General features: G+C 24.9%; 14 protein-coding genes. 10 read left to right on the top strand and 4 right to left on the bottom strand.

Features of this window, described 5'->3' with window-relative positions:
- Nucleotides 1-4: 4 nt before the first annotated feature.
- The 10 genes from Q0Y03_RS03040 to Q0Y03_RS02995 all read left to right on the top strand — a co-directional run bounded on the left by Q0Y03_RS03040 (nucleotide 5) and on the right by Q0Y03_RS02995 (nucleotide 13,723).
- Nucleotides 5-415 (top strand): nucleotidyltransferase domain-containing protein, encoded by a 411-nt coding sequence (locus Q0Y03_RS03040; RefSeq protein ID WP_297712363.1) that lies wholly within the window; start codon nucleotides 5-7, stop codon nucleotides 413-415.
- Nucleotides 402-854, top strand: a complete 453-nt coding sequence (locus Q0Y03_RS03035) for a hypothetical protein (protein WP_297712362.1) — start codon at nucleotides 402-404, stop codon at nucleotides 852-854. Before Q0Y03_RS03040 ends, Q0Y03_RS03035 begins: the two co-directional genes overlap by 14 nt.
- Nucleotides 855-1,182: 328 nt before the next feature.
- A complete protein-coding gene (locus tag Q0Y03_RS03030) occupies nucleotides 1,183-1,386 on the top strand; it encodes an AAA domain-containing protein (protein WP_297712361.1) in 204 nt (67 codons plus the stop codon).
- A 250-nt stretch (nucleotides 1,387-1,636) separates the two neighbouring features.
- Entirely contained in the window at nucleotides 1,637-1,855 is a 219-nt protein-coding gene (locus tag Q0Y03_RS03025) for a DUF1659 domain-containing protein (RefSeq protein ID WP_297712360.1), read from the top strand.
- Between the two features lie 418 nt (nucleotides 1,856-2,273).
- Nucleotides 2,274-2,528, top strand: a complete 255-nt coding sequence (locus tag Q0Y03_RS03020; RefSeq protein WP_297712359.1) for a hypothetical protein — start codon at nucleotides 2,274-2,276, stop codon at nucleotides 2,526-2,528.
- A gap of 283 nt (nucleotides 2,529-2,811) precedes the next feature.
- The gene (gene dptF, locus Q0Y03_RS03015) at nucleotides 2,812-5,169 is read left to right on the top strand and encodes a DNA phosphorothioation-dependent restriction protein DptF (protein ID WP_297712358.1); all 2,358 of its coding nucleotides are present in this window, start codon (nucleotides 2,812-2,814) and stop codon (nucleotides 5,167-5,169) included.
- Nucleotides 5,170-5,171: 2 nt separating this feature from the next.
- Nucleotides 5,172-6,557: a DNA phosphorothioation-dependent restriction protein DptG gene (gene dptG, locus Q0Y03_RS03010; RefSeq protein ID WP_297712357.1), complete on the top strand. Its 1,386-nt coding sequence runs from the start codon at nucleotides 5,172-5,174 to the stop codon at nucleotides 6,555-6,557.
- On the top strand, nucleotides 6,538-11,685 hold the full coding sequence (gene dptH / locus Q0Y03_RS03005) for a DNA phosphorothioation-dependent restriction protein DptH (protein WP_297712356.1): 5,148 nt from the start codon (nucleotides 6,538-6,540) through the stop codon (nucleotides 11,683-11,685). The genes dptG and dptH overlap by 20 nt, the downstream gene beginning before the upstream one ends.
- Nucleotides 11,686-11,766: 81 nt before the next feature.
- Nucleotides 11,767-13,086: an AAA family ATPase gene (locus Q0Y03_RS03000; protein WP_297712355.1), complete on the top strand. Its 1,320-nt coding sequence runs from the start codon at nucleotides 11,767-11,769 to the stop codon at nucleotides 13,084-13,086.
- Entirely contained in the window at nucleotides 13,079-13,723 is a 645-nt protein-coding gene (locus Q0Y03_RS02995) for a hypothetical protein (RefSeq protein ID WP_297712354.1), read from the top strand. Before Q0Y03_RS03000 ends, Q0Y03_RS02995 begins: the two co-directional genes overlap by 8 nt.
- Nucleotides 13,724-13,749: 26 nt before the next feature.
- On the opposite strand, the gene Q0Y03_RS02990 is transcribed toward Q0Y03_RS02995, so the two are convergent.
- From Q0Y03_RS02990 to dndC, 4 genes are read right to left on the bottom strand one after another with little or no spacing between them, the layout of a single operon-like run.
- Nucleotides 13,750-14,913 carry a cysteine desulfurase family protein gene (locus tag Q0Y03_RS02990; RefSeq protein WP_297712353.1) on the bottom strand — a complete coding sequence of 388 codons (1,164 nt, stop codon included), beginning with the start codon at nucleotides 14,911-14,913 and terminating at the stop codon, nucleotides 13,750-13,752.
- Nucleotides 14,910-15,299, bottom strand: a complete 390-nt coding sequence (locus Q0Y03_RS02985; RefSeq protein WP_297712352.1) for a DndE family protein — start codon at nucleotides 15,297-15,299, stop codon at nucleotides 14,910-14,912. Before Q0Y03_RS02985 ends, Q0Y03_RS02990 begins: the two co-directional genes overlap by 4 nt.
- Before the next feature lie 2 nt (nucleotides 15,300-15,301).
- Nucleotides 15,302-17,461 carry a DNA sulfur modification protein DndD gene (gene dndD, locus Q0Y03_RS02980; RefSeq protein WP_297712351.1) on the bottom strand — a complete coding sequence of 720 codons (2,160 nt, stop codon included), beginning with the start codon at nucleotides 17,459-17,461 and terminating at the stop codon, nucleotides 15,302-15,304.
- A complete protein-coding gene (gene dndC / locus Q0Y03_RS02975) occupies nucleotides 17,451-19,079 on the bottom strand; it encodes a DNA phosphorothioation system sulfurtransferase DndC (RefSeq protein WP_297712350.1) in 1,629 nt (542 codons plus the stop codon). The genes dndD and dndC overlap by 11 nt, the downstream gene beginning before the upstream one ends.
- Between the last annotated feature and the right edge of the window lie 8 nt (nucleotides 19,080-19,087).

Genomic DNA, 19,087 nt, shown 5'->3' with positions numbered 1-19,087 from the left:
GAAAATGGAAAAGTTATTATCTAATTTAAAGCTAGTAAATAATAATGAAAATTTAATATCTTTAACTTTGTTTGGAAGTTATAATACTAAATATTGGTTTGAAGGAAAAAGTGATATTGATATTTTAGCCTTAGTAAAGAGAAATGACTTTAATATTGAATTTGAAATAGAGAATAGATATAGGGAAGTATTACAAAAATACTTTAATTATGATGATATACACTTTACTTTTATTGGACTTAATAGTTTTGATACAGTGTTTGCTGATATTTATATAGATTATAAAGATAAATTAATCTTTAATATTGATTTACATTATGATTTTTTAATGTATATAAGTAAGTTTAATCGAGTTAATGAAAACTTAATTAAGTTAGTTAGAGAGGATTGGGAATCAAAATATGGTATATTATAGATATAAAAAAGAACGTTTAAGTGAAAAATTTAATAGTGCACATGAATTTTTAATTAAAATAAGAAAAGCTGTTCAGTTATATTGTTTAGATCAAAATGAAATTATAGCAAGAGGGATGACAGGATATTTTTCTGATTTTACTGAATATATAATTGATATATGCGAAACGTATTTAGTTATAAATGATAGATATAATCCAAGGTTAAGTGGTGTTGACTTAGTTAAATCAGCAACTACAGAAGGGTTAATGGATGATTATTTATGTGAATTTTTAATTAAATGTATAACACTTAGAAATAGATTTACTCATGATTATTATAAGAGAGATATAGCAGAAGCAGATATAATTAAATTTTGCCACTCAGAAATTATTTATTTAGATATATTTTTAGAATCATCATCTGAATTGGTAAAGTTAAATTATAAAATAAACAAATAATTAATTACATCATTATTGAATTCAGGAGGAACGGTATTATTATGGGAAGTTATGACTTTAATATTTATAGAAAGTAAGAATTTTAAGTATAAGGTTAGGGTTAATAAAAAGCTAAGTAATATGGATATAGTGTTTAGGTATATAGAATAGATATAGATTTTAATTAAAGAAAAAGAATATATTTTAAAAATATCACAAAATTAAATTTAAGAGTAGTTACAAAATTATTGTAGCTGCTTTGTTTATATATGTGAGAATGGAGAAATATATATAGATATTGATACTGAATATAGTGATTTATCAGTATTTGGAGATAATTTTATAGAAGGTGCAGTTAATTATTTTAGATTTAGACTATAGTCAAGAAATAGCTGTAAAGAGGGCACAAGAAAATTCACAACTAGTTATTTATGGACCACCGGGAACAGGTAAGTCACAAACTATAGTAAATATAGTTTCACAATATTTAAGTAATAGTAAAAAAATACTTATGGTATCACAAAAGAAAGCAGCTTTAGAATTTACATCATAGACTCTAAGTTTTATTGGGAAACGGCAATTTTATCACAAGAAAAAGATGGTGTTGGATTAAGTAGAGTGATTGATAGGATAGAGGCCTTTGATAAACATCAATTGATTGTACATTAATAATATATAATAAAAAATAATTATATAAATTAATATATAATAGAACTATAGATTGTTAAAATCAAATGATACAAGTGAATTTGAGGTATTTACAATACATTTGTAGAATTTAAAATGAAATGGGGGAATTTATTATGGCAAACAAAGCTTTAGAAAGCACAGTACTATCAATTGAAGTACAATCAGGAAGCGATAAGGATGGGAATACAACCTTTATAAAAAAGAAAATAGGTACCTTATTAGCAAATGCAGAGATTGAAAAAGTTCAAGCAGTAGCTACATTAATTGCAGATTTACTTAGTGCAAATACTAGAAATTTCTATGTAACTGAATTATCTCAAATTCAAGAATAATAATATGTGGGTGTGTGAATTAAGGAATATATATTAAGAATAGGTAGTAATAAGGATTGTGAAAGAATCAAGTCTTATTACTGCCTTTAAATTTTATAAGAAAAAAGTGTTAAATTTATATCTTTTAAAGTAATAGTTGACAGAATAGATGAAATGCAAAGTTAAAATGTAAGGATATTATTTAATGAAACTGTAGAAGTACCTTATGGTGATGATTTTATTCCAAAAACTTGTGATGTAGTTTTTAGGAATAGGAGTTATAGATAAATTTTTATCTAGGATGGAGTGTAGAAAAATAAGATTTATAACAATACAACCTAATTTGGATTTATGCTCAATATATGAAACTACCATAGAAAAAATGTTACATGAGTATGATTTTGGTCTTTAGATAATTCATGAGGATAATAGTATTGTTTTGTTAGCGCAGTCTAATAGAATAGTTGATAAAAAAGATGGAGATATGGCTGTTGAAAAAATTGATTCTAGTGACATTCAAGATAGTGCTAGAATTGAACAGGACAGTGATCAAGTTAGAGTTATTTATAGTAATATTAAGCTTGATTATAAACCTTATATGGATACATTGCTTAAGCGAGGGAAGTTAAGGTATAACTCCGAAAATATAGATGAAAACTATGAATGTATGAATTTTAAATTGGAACCTATATAGGTGGATTTTCTTTTATAAGTGTCTATCTATATAGGTTCTATTTTATTTAAAATAAATTATTTCTATTATATACATAAGTATATAAATTTTATTAATAAGTGAACTATTATCTTTTTATATTTATATAAGAATAAAACAATATTTAATTTGCGATTCGACAATATTTGACATATAAATTAAATGTATTAAAGTATAATTAAATAATAATACAAATAGAATAATTATATTTAGAATATTGTTTGATAAAAATATATTATTAAATTAGATAAAAAGGAGTTAAATTGTGGATATAAATATTTTTAAGTATTTAGAAAAAGAATATCAAGAACTTTATAGTTTGGGTACAGATATAGATAAATTAGTTTTTACAGAACCATATAGTGTAATAGTAAAATCAAGAGTTTATATAGAAAAGTTAAGTGTAGAAATAGCTAAATTAGAAAATATGGAGAGCTTAAATAATGGGAACTTAGCCGATAGACTAAGCTCATTAAGTAGAAATGGAATATTAGATAGTGATATTGGAGAATATTTTTATAAAGTAAGAAAAATCGGTAATAGAGCTACTCATGATGAAGTAGAAACAGAGTTAGTACTTGCATTAAATATACATAACTATATATATAAGATAACTTGTTGGTTTATTGAAACATATATAGATTATAATTTTAAATCACCTATATATAAGAGTCCAAAACCAATAAATGATACTAAAGTAGATAAAGAACATTCAAGTATTTTAACGAAATTAATAAGTAAGATGGATCATCTATTACATATTAATAATAAAGAAGTATCAGAAAATAGTGATATAAGACAGGAGAAAGTTAATAGTTTAAATATTGTAGATGATGTAGAGAAGTCTGTAGAAGTTGCAGTTACTAAGGAAGCTAAAAAAGAATGTCTTATTCAAGAGTTATCTAAGTTAAAGGAATCATCAAAAGAGGCTGTAGAAGGATTGAATACATTTAGTAAATTCAAAACATATATGCATGTAAATAGAGATGTACAGGATGAATTACAACAAATAATATTAGAAGCTGACCAAGAAAATAGTGCTCAATTAATTTTAGTTTGTGGTAGTGTTGGTGATGGTAAATCTCACATAATTTCATATTTTAAAAATAAATACCCTGATGTAATTAGTAATTTTACACTACATAATGATGCTACAGAAAGTTTAGAGCCAAATAAAACATCAATGGATACATTAAATGATGTTCTAGATAATTTTAGTGATGAAAAAATAGAGACAAGTAGTGAAAAATTAATTTTAGCAATTAACCTTGGGACCTTAAATAATTTTATAGATTCGGAATATGGAAAAAGATTTACAGTATTACAAAAGTATGTTGAAAGTAAAAAGATACTAGAAAAAAGTATAATTGAAAATAAGTTTGATTCATTTAGTAATATTCAGTTTATTAACTTTAGTGATTATAATTTATATACATTAAAAGATGGCAAAGTACAATCAAAATATATAAAAGAATTAATAAATAAAATAACTAATCGATCAGAGATAAATGATTTTTATAATTCATATAAAGAAAATTGTAGTACTTGTAAGAACAAAGATAAGTGTCCTATTAAAGCTAATTATGAATTAATAAGTGAAGATAATGTTCAAAATGCAATAGTAGATTTATTAGTGCAATGTATTATAAAGAGAAAAATAATAATTTCAACAAGAGCTTTATTAAATTTCATGTATGATTTAATAATAGCTAGGTCATATATAGATGTAAATTCTCCTATGTTTAAAGATAAAATAGGTAAGCTTAAGAATGAGGAGTATATTAACTCTTTAACACCTAATATAATTTTTGATCATAAAGAATTATCATTTATATTTAATGCATTAAGTACTTTAGATCCTTTAAATGTTAGAAATGAAAAAATAGATGATTTTATTATTAAGTTTAATAATTCAACAGAATTAATACAATTTTTTGATGAATATATAGATTATCCAAAGGGATATATAGAAAAAATAAATAACGTTAATTTTGATGAGTTAGAAGGTAGAAGAATAAAAACTAATTTATTAAAGTTATTTATAAGAAGCTATTATTTTTGTGGAAAAGGTGAGTTATTTTCTTTAAATGATGAAGTATATGAAGATTTTATAAAGTACTTATACTTTTGGAATAAAGGAGATAAAGCTAAGCTTATTGGATTATATAGAGAAATTAAAGATGGTATTTTAAAGTGGAATGGTGAAGCTGAAAAGAATCATATTAATATCTTTGTTGGTAAGAATCAAGTTAAATATAAAGTAAGTGAAGAGATAGAGTTAAAAGCTGATGCAAGTAATTTACCAGATAATAAGGATAGCGATATTATAAAATTTTTAACAGAAATGGATATTAGATATAAAGGCGATAAGTTAGATAGGTCTTGTAGTATAGATATAGATTATTCATTATATGAGTTATTAATAAGAGTTAGAAATGGTTATAGACCTAATAAAAAGGATAAAAATCATTTTATTAAATTCATTGAATTCATAAATAAAATAGAATGTGCAGGATCTCAAAATAGTAAATTAATATTTACAGAGAAAAACAGAGAAGAAAATAAAAAGTATAGATTAGAGTTTGATGAAGAATTTGAAATATATAGATTTATGGAGATTTAGGTATGGCTGAAGAAATAAAATATAATATAAAATTAAAAGAAATAAGTAGTGCTTTTAAGTTCACAGAAAATAGTTTAACACATAAACAGTGTAGCAAATTTAAATTATTGCCTTATGATACAAATGAAAAGACACTAGTATCTGATTTTAGTGGAGTACTAGGATCTTTTTCAAGAATGATATCTAATAAAGACTTTGAAGAAGAATTCAACTCAGATAATTTTATAAATGAAATAGTTGAATTAATTGGAGAGTTTGAAGGTAATTCAAGTAAAGAGGCATTCAAAGATATTATAAAAACTATGTTTATAGATAATAAAAAACTAGTTGATTTTGATGTTAAAACAATTAATTATATTTCATCTTCAGCAGTTGATGAAAAAATATCTAAATTTTTATATTCAGTTTTGTTTGATGATAGATTAAATAAAGATGTTGAAAATTTATACAATAAAGAAGCTGATAATGTACTTTATAAGCTTGCACTTAAGGCATTACCAGATTTAAAAAACAAAGAGTATTCAATAAATGAATATTTTTGTTATTTGCCATTTGTAAGAGAATTATTTGTACATGATTTAAAATTTATATTAAGCAATGAAGAATTATATAAAAATTCACTTAAAAGACTATTGAAATATTATTATATGTTCTATGTATCTCAATTAGCGATGAAGCTTAAAAGTTTTGAGAAAGCAGATATGAGCAAGGCTGATGTATTATATTATACATTGGATTGGGAAAGCACATCGAAAAATAGAACAGCTTATCAATTTGGATTAGAAAAATTAAGAGGAAGTGTAAGCTCTCTATTTTCTCATGCAATAACATTAGAGTTTTTAAATTATCATAATCTAGGAAGGCAATTGGGTTACATAGAATTATTTGATGAATTTAAAAAAGCTGATGAGAATTTAGAATCTAATATAAACGAATTAATAAAAGAGTATATGGAACGTAGAAATAAAGGAATAGATTGGAGTAATTTTAAGAGTAATAGAGATAGTAGTGGAAATAGTGCATATGATAAAATATATGAGCTTTTTGATGCAATAGAATTTCAATTTTCAAAATCTACTAGAGGAGAATCAAATAGTAAGTATAGTAATTGTTTCTTAAAGTTTATACATAGTAATTTTGCAAAAAGAAGAGGTCAATTAGGATATAACCTAAATATAACAGAAGATGATATTATTCTAATGACTAAAATATGTGTAAATAATAACAAAAAAATTAAGCTTAAAAATTTGTTTGATGAATTTGAGTTAAGAGGTTTATTTTTTGATAGGGATTCAAAAACGAAAATTATACAAGTATATGAAAAACTAAATTTATTAGAAAAGAAATCAGATAGTGGGGATGCACAATATGTCAGATCAGTTTTATAGTTATTTAGCAGAAAGAATAATAAATTTTTTTATAGTTAATCCTTTAAATCCTGGATCAAAATATAATATTCAGTTTGAAAAAGAGGAAGAGGTAAGAGAATTATATGAAAAGTTAAAAGACAATACTTATTATATGGATTATGAGTATAAAGATCCAAGGGGAGAAGTTAAATATAATTCGTATCAATTAGATTTCAATGGAGTTCAATTAATAGTATCAGCAACAAGACATGATGTTCAACCAGACTTTTTAACCAGATTAAGAAATATGGTTGGGATGGAAAGTGGATATGAAACTAAAGCAATTTTATTTATACATAATACTACTTTAGATAGTATTATGGGAGGAACAGAATCTTTTGCAAAAGAGGGAATGCCTTTTCATATAGATTCTATACAAAGAGATATTAAGTCAAAGTTAGAAGGTTCTTCTTTTACTGAAGTAGATAAAGAGATTATTAATATAGATTTAGATAGAAAAAAGAATATTTTATTTAAGGATAATAATTCTATATTTGAATATAGAGAAGTTTTAGATATTTTAAATAAGGGCTGTATTAATAGAGAACAATATAAAGATTTTGGATTGTTTTATGATAGTAAGCTAAGTGAATTTGAAGGAAAAGAATTAAAAAATAGAATAAAAGATAATGCTTTATATTTTAATAGGGTAGATGAGATACACAATTATGGAACCCCAGAAACTCAATTGGAAAAATATTTTGAGGAAAAAGGTATAGACAAGCTTAAGGGTAGTGATTGGAAAGATGTTGAATATAAGGATGTTAAAAAATCTGTTGATGAAAAGAAGCTAATTAAACCCTTAGAATATCTATCTTCATCCCAAGATTGGGATAAAGAAGAAGGAAGATCAAAGGCAAAATCAAGAATAAGAAATATAATAGTATTTAATGAAAATAGAAGTGAAACTATAGATTTAGAGTTTTTGTTTGATGATTATTTAAAGAAAGAGTACATCTATAAAACAGAAGGTGAAGTGGAAGCTTCAACTTCAGGCAAAAAATTAAAAGTAAAAATAAAAGATATAGAAGGAAAATCTAATTTTTATAAAGTTATTTATAAAGATGAAAAAGTAAAATTTGAGTTTAAAATTGTTATGCTTAAATGTAATGAGAAGTACTTTGAAAGTATAAAAGCTAAATTTTCATTAGTTATTAAAAATAATGAACAATACATTTCAGTTAATACTAATGACTCGTCTATAACATTTAATGAATTTGCAGAAGGTGATATTACTAATTATGAAATAGATTCTAATAATGATGTCATAAATATTGAAAGTGATGAAAAGTTAACTATTAAGATAAGTGAAAACTTTGATTATGAAGATGATAGTGATTTAGTTAGATTTAAGTTGAAAATAGGAAATGAGTTAATTCCTGTTGGTATAGTAGGAACTACAGAAAAAGTAGCACCTATAGAAGGATTTAAGGTATGGAAATTAAAAAGAGAAAAGAGCAGTGACTTTAAATTAATAGGTGATAATAAATTACAACATGGAACTAGAGAATATTTTACTAGAGATGAGTTTAGGAAAAACTTAAGTTTAGAAAAACAAATTATAGATATGGAAGGCTTGAGTTTCATTGATACAGCAGATGGACTTGAATCTATAGAATTAGATTTAAATAATGATGTTAGGAAGTCATATTATAGTATATTAGAATATTATAGAGCTTCTAAAAAATTACCGAGTTTAACTTATTTAAATGAGGATTTAAAGAGTTTATATGGAGATTTTATTAATGTATATATAAAAGCATTAAATAATATAGAAGAAGGTTCTTACCTAACACAATCTGAAAAGAACTTATTTAAAATAGGGACAATAAAAAGAGAGATTGAGGATAGAGAGTTAATATTTACATCATTACATCCATTAAATATAGCATATCAGTTACATCTAATTAATTGTATTGATGATGATACTATGTCTGATGAAGTATTAAAGAAGTTTACTTCAACATATCTTTTACCTTATATAGTTGATGAAAATGACAAGCTATATATACCTATGGAGCAACAACATACTCCAGAATGGAAGTATTATGTAGATGAAAATCTTCCAAGATATAAAAGTTCAAGAGATTTTGTTTCAAAATTAGTTAGTGAAAAGTTAGATGAATTTGTAGGACATTTTAAATATATGTTTGAAATGGGAAATGCACCTATAAGAATTAACTTAATTAATACAGGTGATAGTAAAGAAATACTTCAAGGTATATTTAAGTATTATGTAAAACAACTTAATAGTGATAAAGCTAAAGAAGTATTACCAATGGATTTATTTATATATTCAAATAAGAATATAACTAATGCTTTTGAAGAAGTTGCATTTAATGAAAATATTAATAATTTAAAAGAAGTTTATAATTTGGATTTAAAGGTTGACAATATGTCAGAAGAAGATGTGTTAAATCTTTATAGAGAAAAGGTACATTTCTATACGAAGAAATTAGAGGATGGTATAGAGTATTCTCATATAACTTTCTTAGAGATGAATAATGAAGCCAAAAAAGTTACTTCTAATATGGATGATATACCATCAGGAGTTATATTAAATGGAATGATTTCAGGAGTGCCTTCAGTATTTTTAGGTGATTCATATAGAACTGGATTTGGTACTAAGTATACAAATAAAGATAATAAGCTAATGAATATAGCAATAAGATTAAATGCTGTTAATGCTTGTTCAGCTGGAGAGCCATTTAATAGTAATCAATGTAAGGCTATATCAGTGCCTAATAATAGTAAAACAACTTTAGATAAAATATATGATGCAAGTCATTGGATTACTTTTATTGATCCAAAAGTTGATTTAAACTTCTTTAAAAATGATCCTAAGGCTAAGGATTTACTTATTATTCATTATAGTGATCAATATACTACAGCAGGAGGATATGATGCTATAACTGTTACTAGAAAGTCTGGGCCTTATCAAAGAGTTATAGAAGAGTTTTTAACTAAAAAGGGAATTGAAAATGCACAGGATTATTCACCAGCAGTAATAAACATGTTTAATGCAGTAAATGGAGATTGGTTGTTAAGATTATTATCAAGTAAATCACATTTCCCTAAGGAAAAGATAAGTATACTTTCTGCAATAAAATTAGCTCTTGCTGAATTTAAGAAGGACAACATTATTTGGGTTCCTATATCTTTAGAAGAGGTATTAAGAGTATCTGGTGGAGGTGGATTAAAGCAAAGTGAAGGATTTTTCTCTGCTAAGAACTTAGGATTTGAAGCAGGTGTAACAAGTGATGATCTTTTACTTGTTGGAATAGAAACTATAAATAATGAAGTATTTGTTCATTATTATCCAGTAGAAGTTAAAATAGGAGAAAACAATTCAACTTATATACAAAAGGGAATTGAACAAGCAAAAACAACTAAAAATATATTTAATAAAACTCTATTACCAGATGAAAATGGTGATTTAACAAGTACTCAAAAGGTATATAGAAACTTTTTAATGCAATTAGTTATAACTAGTGCAGAAAAGTTAAATTTATATAATGTTTGTGATGAGGAAAATTGGATTCAAGTAATTGATACTGATTTAAGAAGAAGATTACTTAATGAAGAATATGAAATAAGTAATTCTTTTGATAAATCAATTGGAAAAGCTGCAGTAATATCATTTAAAAAGGGCGTAACATTTAATGATATTAGAGTAGAAGATGAAGTTATGATAATAGAAATGTCTGAGGAAGAGGGAATTAACTTTATAACTAAAAGCGTTAAGGAAATAAGAGAAATTGTTAATGGTATAGAAATAACTTCAGAAAATATAGAGCTTCATCCTAATGAAAATATTCCATCAAGCAAAGAGATTTATGAAGAACCAACAACTACAAAAACTCCAATAAATGGAGGAGAATATGGAAGTAGAGATAATGTACCACAACCAGAAGTAATAAGTAAATCACCTACTTCTATATATGTTGCTCCAAAGGATGAGAGAAATATGGAGATATTATTTGGAGTTAATGAAAAAAACAATAAAGAAGTTTATTGGTATCCAAATAATACGGATAAAGTGTTCCACACTAATACTGGTATTATTGGAACAATGGGAACTGGTAAAACTCAATTTACTAAATCAATGATTACACAAATTTATAGAGAGTCAAAATATAATGTTGATGGTAAAGATGTTGGAATATTAATTTTTGACTATAAAGGTGATTACAACAAGGATAAAACAGACTTTATTGAAGCTACAAATGCAAATGTATATGAACTATACCATTTACCATTTAATCCTTTATCAGTTATAAAAGCTAAAAACTCTAAACCAATGTTACCACTTCATACAGCTAATAGTTTAAAGGTTACATTAGCTAAAGCATTTGGACTTGGAATTAAGCAAGAAACATTATTAAGGGATTTAATAATGGAAGCTTATGAGAAAAGAGGAATAATTAAAAGTAAACCAGATACTTGGGATAATCCAGCTCCTACATTGAGAGATGTTTATGATATTTACGTAAGTAGGGAAGATTTAAAAGAGGATAGTCTTTATGCTGCATTTAGTAATTTAATAGACTTTGAAATATTTGAACCAGATCCACATCAAACTAAGAGTTTATTTGAGTTAATTGATGGAGTTACAGTAATAGATTTATCAGGATATGATCCAGATATTCAAAATTTAGTTGTTGCAATTACATTAGATTTATTCTATTCACAAATGCAAGCTCATGGACATAGCGGAGTTAAAGGTAGTTTAAGACAGTTAAATAAGATGATATTGGTTGATGAAGCTGATAATTTCTTAAGTAAGGATTTTGAAACATTAAAGAAGATACTTAAGGAAGGTAGAGAGTTTGGAGTAGGAACTATACTTTCAACTCAGTTGTTAAGTCATTTCTCTACTGATGAAAATGATTATGCTAATTATATTTTAACTTGGATAGTTCATAATGTTGCTGAGATTAATCTTAAGAATGCAAAGTATATTTTTAATGTTCAATCTAAGAGTGAGCAAGAGGTAATTTGTAATAGGATTAAGAGTTTAAGTAAGCATCATAGTTTAGTTAAGATGGGGGATAGTGATAGTCCTATATTTATGAAGGATAGGGCTTTTTGGGAATTAGTTAAATAGGATAAAAATATTATTTTAGTTGTTATTTATTTAGTATAATGCTAGAATAATATTAAATTATTATTAAAGGAGCATATATTAATGAAATTACTACTTAAAAGTTTTGCTAAAATTAAATTATCAGAAATAAGATGTGATGGTATTACAATAATTGCAGGGGAAAATAATACTGGGAAAAGTACAATTGGTAAAACTTTATTTTCTTTATTTAATTCTATTCATAATTTGAATGATAAAATAGAAAATGAAAGAAAGAAGCAAATACTTTTATTTTTAAGAAAGCACCTATTTAATTTACTTATAGAAGCTGATATGAAAAATCTAACAAACGAAAAAATAAATATACGCAGAGTTGTAGATAGGATTAGTTCAGATGTAATAAATAATGTATTTCCAATTGAAGACCAAATACAAACTGAGGAATTATACGATTTCATATATGATTCTATAAAAAAATATAATACTATATATGAAAATCATCAATTTGGATCTGAATTAGTAGAGTTAGTAAATAAGATTGATGAAATACTTAAAGTTCCAAATAAAGAAATTGAACTAGAATACATTTCAAGATATTTTCAAAATATTTTTTATCAACAAATAAATAGTGTTATTGAATCAGAGTCAGAATCTATAATTAATTTAACAATTAAAGATAAGATTATGGAGCTAAAATTTAAGGATAATAAATGTGTAGCATTTGATACTTCATATAATATTTTAAATAATGCTTTTTATATAGATAATCCATTTGTGTTAGATGAATTAAATGAATTTGGTTTTATTTATAACGAGAATGTATTAAAAAGTCATATAGTTTCTGAATTGAGAGTAGATAATGATGATATGATGCAAGGTGTTCTTGAAAGTGTTTCAGCTCAACAGAAATTATTAGAAATATATAGCGTTTTAAATGATGTTGTTGATGGGAATATTACTAAAAGTTCAGATGGAAATTATTATTATAGCTTAGGTAAATTAAAAGAACAAATTAATGTGAATAATCTTTCAACAGGGTTAAAATCTTTTATACTAATAAAAATGTTATTAGAAAAGGGATCACTTAAAGATAAAGATGTTCTTATTTTAGATGAACCAGAGATACATTTACATCCACAGTGGCAGATTTACTATGCTGAGTTAATTGTTTTATTGCAAAAACAATTTGATTTAACTATTATTATAACTACACATAGTCCATATTTTATTGATGCAATTGAAGTTTTTTCAGCTAAACATAATGTATCTGATAGAGTAAATTATTATTTATCAGATATATCAGAAGACTATTCAGTTGAGGTAAAAGATGTGACTAATAGTATAGAATTAATTTATAAAAAATTAGCCGAACCAATGCAATATTTAGAGAGTTTAAGGAATGGAATAATAAAGGATGAATAGTAGTAATAATTTAGAGGGGTTACCAGATGAACTAAGGAATAATATATCAACATTAAAGGATGTATCATATGATAATGATAATAACGAATATATGACTAATAGCAATTTAAAAGTAATTGATTTTGATAAAGTAAAAGAAAATTATATAAAAAATAATATGTCAAATGTTAAACCTAATCCAAAATCTAACGATGCATTATATCTATCAAAAGATGGCGTATGGACATTTATAGAGTTTAAGAATGGAAGTATTAGAAATAATATTGTTTTTGATATTAATAAAAAGATATATGATAGTTTATTTATATTGTTTGATATAGATTTTAAAAATAGTGAAATAGAATTTAATAATACAATTTCATTTAGTAGAAGTAATATTAATTATATTTTAGTATATAATAAAAAAAAATATGATCAAAATGGACCAACAGGATTATGTGACGAAGGGATTAAAAGACAAAAGTCATCATTACAACAATCAAAATCTAGAGATTATTTATCTAAGAGATTATTTAGTCATGCTAAAGAAAATTTTATATTATTTGGATTAGATCAATTTAAAGGATATTTTTTTAAAGAGGTTTTCACATATACTAAGGAAGAGTTTGAGAAAAACTTTGTAGAAAAATGCGAATAATAGAAGCGAGTATATCTTCGCTTCTATTATTTTATTAAATATTTATTAAGTGATAGCCTAATAAAATTAGAGCTATTATTATTTTTATTTATTTCTTTAACAACATAAGAAGGTTCACTAACTCCACAAGCAGAACCAGCAGAAATAGCAACTTTATCAGATAAATCCTTAATAAACATTTCATTAACAATACCAGGAATTAACATTCCAATTACTCCAGGAATATTATTAACAGGATCACCTAAAAATTCAGTTCCAGGATACTTAGCTAATATCATTTTCTTAGCTTCAACTTCAAGATCGGCTATCTTTTTCATATATTCATTCATATCTCTTTTAGCGATTTCACAAGCTTTACCAAAACCAACTATATTATGAACTCCATGAGTTCCAGCTCTATAACCAAATTCTTGTTGACCACCATGAATTAAAGAAGTCATTTTATAATTAGTTAAGCCATTTTGTCTTATAAAAGCAGCTCCGACACCTTTAGGACCATAAAGCTTATGTGCAGAGAATGACATAAAATCAACAGGTAAAGTATTAACATCAATATCAATTTTACCTAACACTTGTGTAGCATCAGTATGAAATAATATATTTTTTTCTTTAGATATTTTACCAAGTGTATTAATATCATTTAATGATCCTATTTCATTATTTCCGTAAATAAATGAAGCTAAAATAGTATTATCTTTAATAGATTTTTCAAAATTTTCAGCATTTACTTGACCATATTCATTTACTGATAAAAAGTCTACTTCAAAGCCACGATCAACTTTTTTTATAGATTGTTTCTTTATAAATCTACTTGCTACAGATTTTGTAGGATTATTATTAAACACTTCACCATTTAAAAATTTGCAAGTTTGTAATACAGATTTATGTTCAACAGTAGAAGTTATAATATGATTACCTTTTTCTTCATAGTATTTCATATAATCAGCAACACCTTTAATAATAAAGTTGTTACTTTCAGAAGCACCACTAGTGAATATTATTTCATTAGATCTTGCATTAATAAGAGCAGCAACTTGTTCACGTGCCTTTTCAACTGCTTTTTCTGCATTTACAGCTAATGTATAATGTCGGCTAGATGGATTACCAAACTCCTCCTTAAGGTAAGGAAGCATAGCTTCCAAAACCTCAGGATCAATAGGAGTAGTGGAACTATTATCTAAATATATCATATAGATTCATCTCCTTTTTGAGTTATTATTCTTAGGAATTTCTCTAAATTACCACCAGAATACTTATAAAGATTTTTAAGTATTTCGGCACCTTTATCTATATGTTTTTTAGTATATAAAGGGTAATATTCATCATCTGTTAAATGTCTATTTAAATTAACTTCCATTAAAGATTTATATACATTATCAAATTCACCAGTAACAGTTGATCTTTGTAATTCTAATCCGTTTGTATCAGTTTCAGCATATAAGTCAATTGAATCAGAATCATTTAAAGATAATGCTATAGCAATTTTTGATAAAGCAAATGGTTTAAGGTTACTACTAGAACCTATTTCTTCAAATATATCTTTTGTCTTTTTTGATGTTTTAAGTCTAAATCCCATAATTACACCTCAAAGTAACCTTTCTTAACTTCAGTTTTTCTTGCACTTTCATTGTATAAAAGTAAATATTCATCACAAATATAAGGTTTAATTACATTGTATAAGTTAGAGTCAATTTCTTCATTTGTAGAAAGAATTATTACTTGCTTACTTATATTAGGTAAATAATCTACTGTTAATGTTTTTCTATGACTTTCGTCTATTCTTGCATAAGGAGTATCTATAATAAATGGAACTTCAACTCCGGAACTTTTAATTAATGCCCAAATTAAGCAAAGTATATAAATTTGCTTTTCACCTTTTGAGAAGTCATTAACATTAACTTTAGTTCTTACTTCGATATTTTCCCAAGTTGGATTATCATTTAGGTATTCCATTAACTCACTTAAAAAAGAAACAGGATATTTATTTAATAAGTCTTCTATGAACATAAGACCATATTTTTTAGAAATGTCATTTATACCTAAATTACTAATAATATTTTGTATTTCAAGTGAACTATAGATTCTATTAACATATAATGTAGATTCAAATGAATCATCAATTATGATACTAGAAACATATTCATTTTTTCTTATTATAGTCTTAAAAATATTTATGAAGTTTTCTTCAATTAATTTTAACTTATCTTTAGTTAATGTAGCTAATAAAGCATCAAGATATTCTGTAACATTACCTGATAACTCTAAAACATTATTATCTTGTAATGATGAAGTATATTGATTTTTAGCTCTAGTATAATGATATTCAGCAACTTTTAGTTCTTGATTAGAATTATATAACTCATGCTTTAATGTTAAAATAGAATTTTGAGTATTAAGTATAACAGTATTAATAGCTTCTATTTCTTTAAGGTAATTTTCAACTAACTCTCCTGAAATAGTTGAGTTTAATTTATCTCTACATTCTTTAAGATCTATAGAAATAGATTTTAATTTATTAAAATTACTTATTAATGAATTCTTATAAGTTTCATTATTAGAGATAATTGAAGTTATTGTTGATAGAACATTAGCTTTTTGATCATTAGATAATAATAAAATTTCACTTATATTTTCTATCTCTTTAACATTAAACATATTATTTAATATAGTTACTGCAATTTCATCAAAATCAGCAGATGAATTTTTTAAATTAGAGATAGAATTAAAGGATTTTTTTATTACTTCACCTGATAATTTATCTTTTACAGCTTTATATGAAGAGATATTTTCTTCTTTTTCAATTTGATTTTTAGTATCCTTTAATAAATCACTAACGATTAAAAATGGTAGTATATCATTACAGAAATCCTTAATTTCTTGATTTATGATTGAACGTTCATTTTCTAGTTTGTTAATTTTAGAATTTATTGCAGCACGTTCATTTTCTAATATACCACCAGAATTTTTAAATTCTTCATCAATATTATTTTTCTTCATTAAAAGTTCATCAAGTTCTAACTCTTTAGTTTTAAGATTAGAATTAATTAAATCTATTTTAGATTTAGCTAATTTAACTCTATTTAATGATTCATCATAAATAGTTTGAATATCATTTAAACTATTATTATTTTTAGACATATTTCTTTGGAAAGAAAGTAGTTGTTTCTTTAAAATATTAAAAGTATCATAATTAAATAGTTGAAGAACAGCATCTTTTAAGCTATTTGATGAATTTTTACCTATAAAGAATTCGGTAAGTTCTTCACCATCAAAGAAAAAGAAGTCAAATAAACTTGGTGGTAATACTGATTGAAGATATCTATTAAAATAATTAACCTCATCTTCATTTAGAATAGTACCATTTTTAATAACGTCAAAGTTTTCAACAATTTTTTGATTAATATATTCCCAGTTTCTATTTAAAGTATATTCATTAGTTTGAGTTCCTTCTTTAAAGGATAAAGATAATGATATATTACATTTTACAATATCACTTTTAAAAGCATTATTATTTATATTATTTTTTATTTTAGTTAAGTAGTTTGAATTAATTCCTATATAACCATAACTCATTGGGCCATATATACAAAGTTTTATTGCTTCGAATAAAGTAGATTTACCAGCTCCATTTTCTCCGCCAATTAAAACTATATTTTTATTTTCTTTAGGAGAAAAAGAAAATTCAGTTTCATCTTCATAGGATCTAAAGTTTTTAAGTTTTATACTATTAATTATCATTTTCTATCTCCTCAACTATGCTTTTGTGTAAATATCTTTGATTTAAGACTTTTGATATTGATTTATCTAATACTGTTTTGTTAGTAAAATGTTTAGCTTTATTTGTTTCAATAAGCAGTTTATTAATTAAGCTATCAGATAGATTAAATTCTTTATTTAGATTTTTTATAGTATCTAATGTTTCAGTATCAAATATAGGTTTCTTAAAATCATGCCATGGAAGTTTTTCTTTCATAACCTCATAATAAATATTAACAAGACTTCTTCTTGTTAAATCTTCTTCATCATCCCAAATATTATCAATTTGTTCTAATTCTTCAATAGTTATAAGAGGAAAGTCGATATATTCATTCATTTTTAATTGAGTTTTTAATAATTCTTTTAAAATTTCTTTTCTACCAAAGAAATTAAATGGACCATAACCAATAACATTTATATAAGGTTTAGTTTCTTTATCAAATATTTTATTTTCATCTAATTGATAATTAGAAATTAGAGGTAATAACTCTAAGAATATTTTTTCTTTGTCTGTAGATTTTCTTTTACCAGCTTCTAAATCTTTTTTATTATTTCTTAAATCTATATATTTTTTACCACTTTCTTTATCAGAGAAAATATAATCATTATCTAGGGTTAAGTCGGTTAATAAAGGTAAATCTTCTAAATATAATTTTTTGTAATAATGATTACCATTACGTCTAAATTGTTGTCTATATTCATGTTTATCTCTTATGCTTAGTAACCAAGATCTAAATTCTAAAAGAGGCATTAGCCAATCTTCACCATTTTTAATGAAACCAGTAAGTGATTTATCTTCTTTAACAACCGTACATATCCAGCAACCAAATCTTGAGTTACCGCATGAAGGGGAGTCTACTTCACCTTTAGCATTTTTAGTTATAGTAAAAGGACACTCTCCAGCATCTGAACCTGCATATAGGGCAAATAATTCATTATTATCTCCACCCCAAGGAGTTACTCCATTATTAGAAAGTAGAGTTTTCCAAACATCATCAGTTGTATAATCAACAATTGGATTATATACATAAGTGTTTTGTAATGAAGCATGAGGAGTTAGTAAGTAACCATCAATAGCCCTATTTTCTATTCTTATCTTTCTTGCAATACTTTCAGCTTTTCTAACACCAAGTAACACAATAACTTCACCATTCTCTTTAACCTTTTCTTCAATAAAAGTATTAGATGGTTTAATTTTAAGTCTTTCTGTACACCATCTAAATCTAATAGAAGTTGGAGTAGGTAACCCCTTACCAATTATATTAGTCCAGAATGTATTATTATAATCTGGATGAACCATTTCAGCATATAAAGGTAAGCCTTTAGCTTTGGCACCTTCATTGATTAAGTGAGAAGCCTCTTTTAGATATCCTAGAACTATAGGATTTTCAATTAGTGTATCAGAAGATACTACATAAATTGGTTTATGTCTTTCTTCTGGAGATAGTGATTCTAGCATTGTAAAAGCTAACTGAACAACAGCAGTACTATCTTTACCACCACTATATCCTATAATCCAAGGTCTATTATCATTTTTATAAACAAGTTTCATTTCTTCTATTACTTCATTTATTTTTATGTTTATATCGTTAGTTGTCATATAATCAT

The sequence above is a fragment of the Clostridium sp. genome, from assembly GCF_026168755.1.
In the GTDB taxonomy this organism is placed as follows: Bacteria; Bacillota; Clostridia; order Clostridiales; family Clostridiaceae; genus Clostridium.
Note: the sequence above shows the minus strand (reverse complement) of the source record. Positions and strands in the feature narration are given on the sequence as shown.

Coding starts and splice junctions, on each gene's coding strand:
- Q0Y03_RS03040 (WP_297712363.1), top strand. CDS start 5: ATGGAAAAGTTATTATCTAATTTAAAGCTAGTAAATAATAATGAAAAT.
- Q0Y03_RS03035 (WP_297712362.1), top strand. CDS start 402: ATGGTATATTATAGATATAAAAAAGAACGTTTAAGTGAAAAATTTAAT.
- Q0Y03_RS03025 (WP_297712360.1), top strand. CDS start 1,637: ATGGCAAACAAAGCTTTAGAAAGCACAGTACTATCAATTGAAGTACAA.
- dptG (WP_297712357.1), top strand. CDS start 5,172: ATGGCTGAAGAAATAAAATATAATATAAAATTAAAAGAAATAAGTAGT.
- dptH (WP_297712356.1), top strand. CDS start 6,538: ATGTCAGATCAGTTTTATAGTTATTTAGCAGAAAGAATAATAAATTTT.
- Q0Y03_RS03000 (WP_297712355.1), top strand. CDS start 11,767: ATGAAATTACTACTTAAAAGTTTTGCTAAAATTAAATTATCAGAAATA.
- Q0Y03_RS02995 (WP_297712354.1), top strand. CDS start 13,079: ATGAATAGTAGTAATAATTTAGAGGGGTTACCAGATGAACTAAGGAAT.
- Q0Y03_RS02990 (WP_297712353.1), bottom strand. CDS start 14,913: ATGATATATTTAGATAATAGTTCCACTACTCCTATTGATCCTGAGGTT.
- Q0Y03_RS02985 (WP_297712352.1), bottom strand. CDS start 15,299: ATGGGATTTAGACTTAAAACATCAAAAAAGACAAAAGATATATTTGAA.
- dndD (WP_297712351.1), bottom strand. CDS start 17,461: ATGATAATTAATAGTATAAAACTTAAAAACTTTAGATCCTATGAAGAT.
- dndC (WP_297712350.1), bottom strand. CDS start 19,079: ATGACAACTAACGATATAAACATAAAAATAAATGAAGTAATAGAAGAA.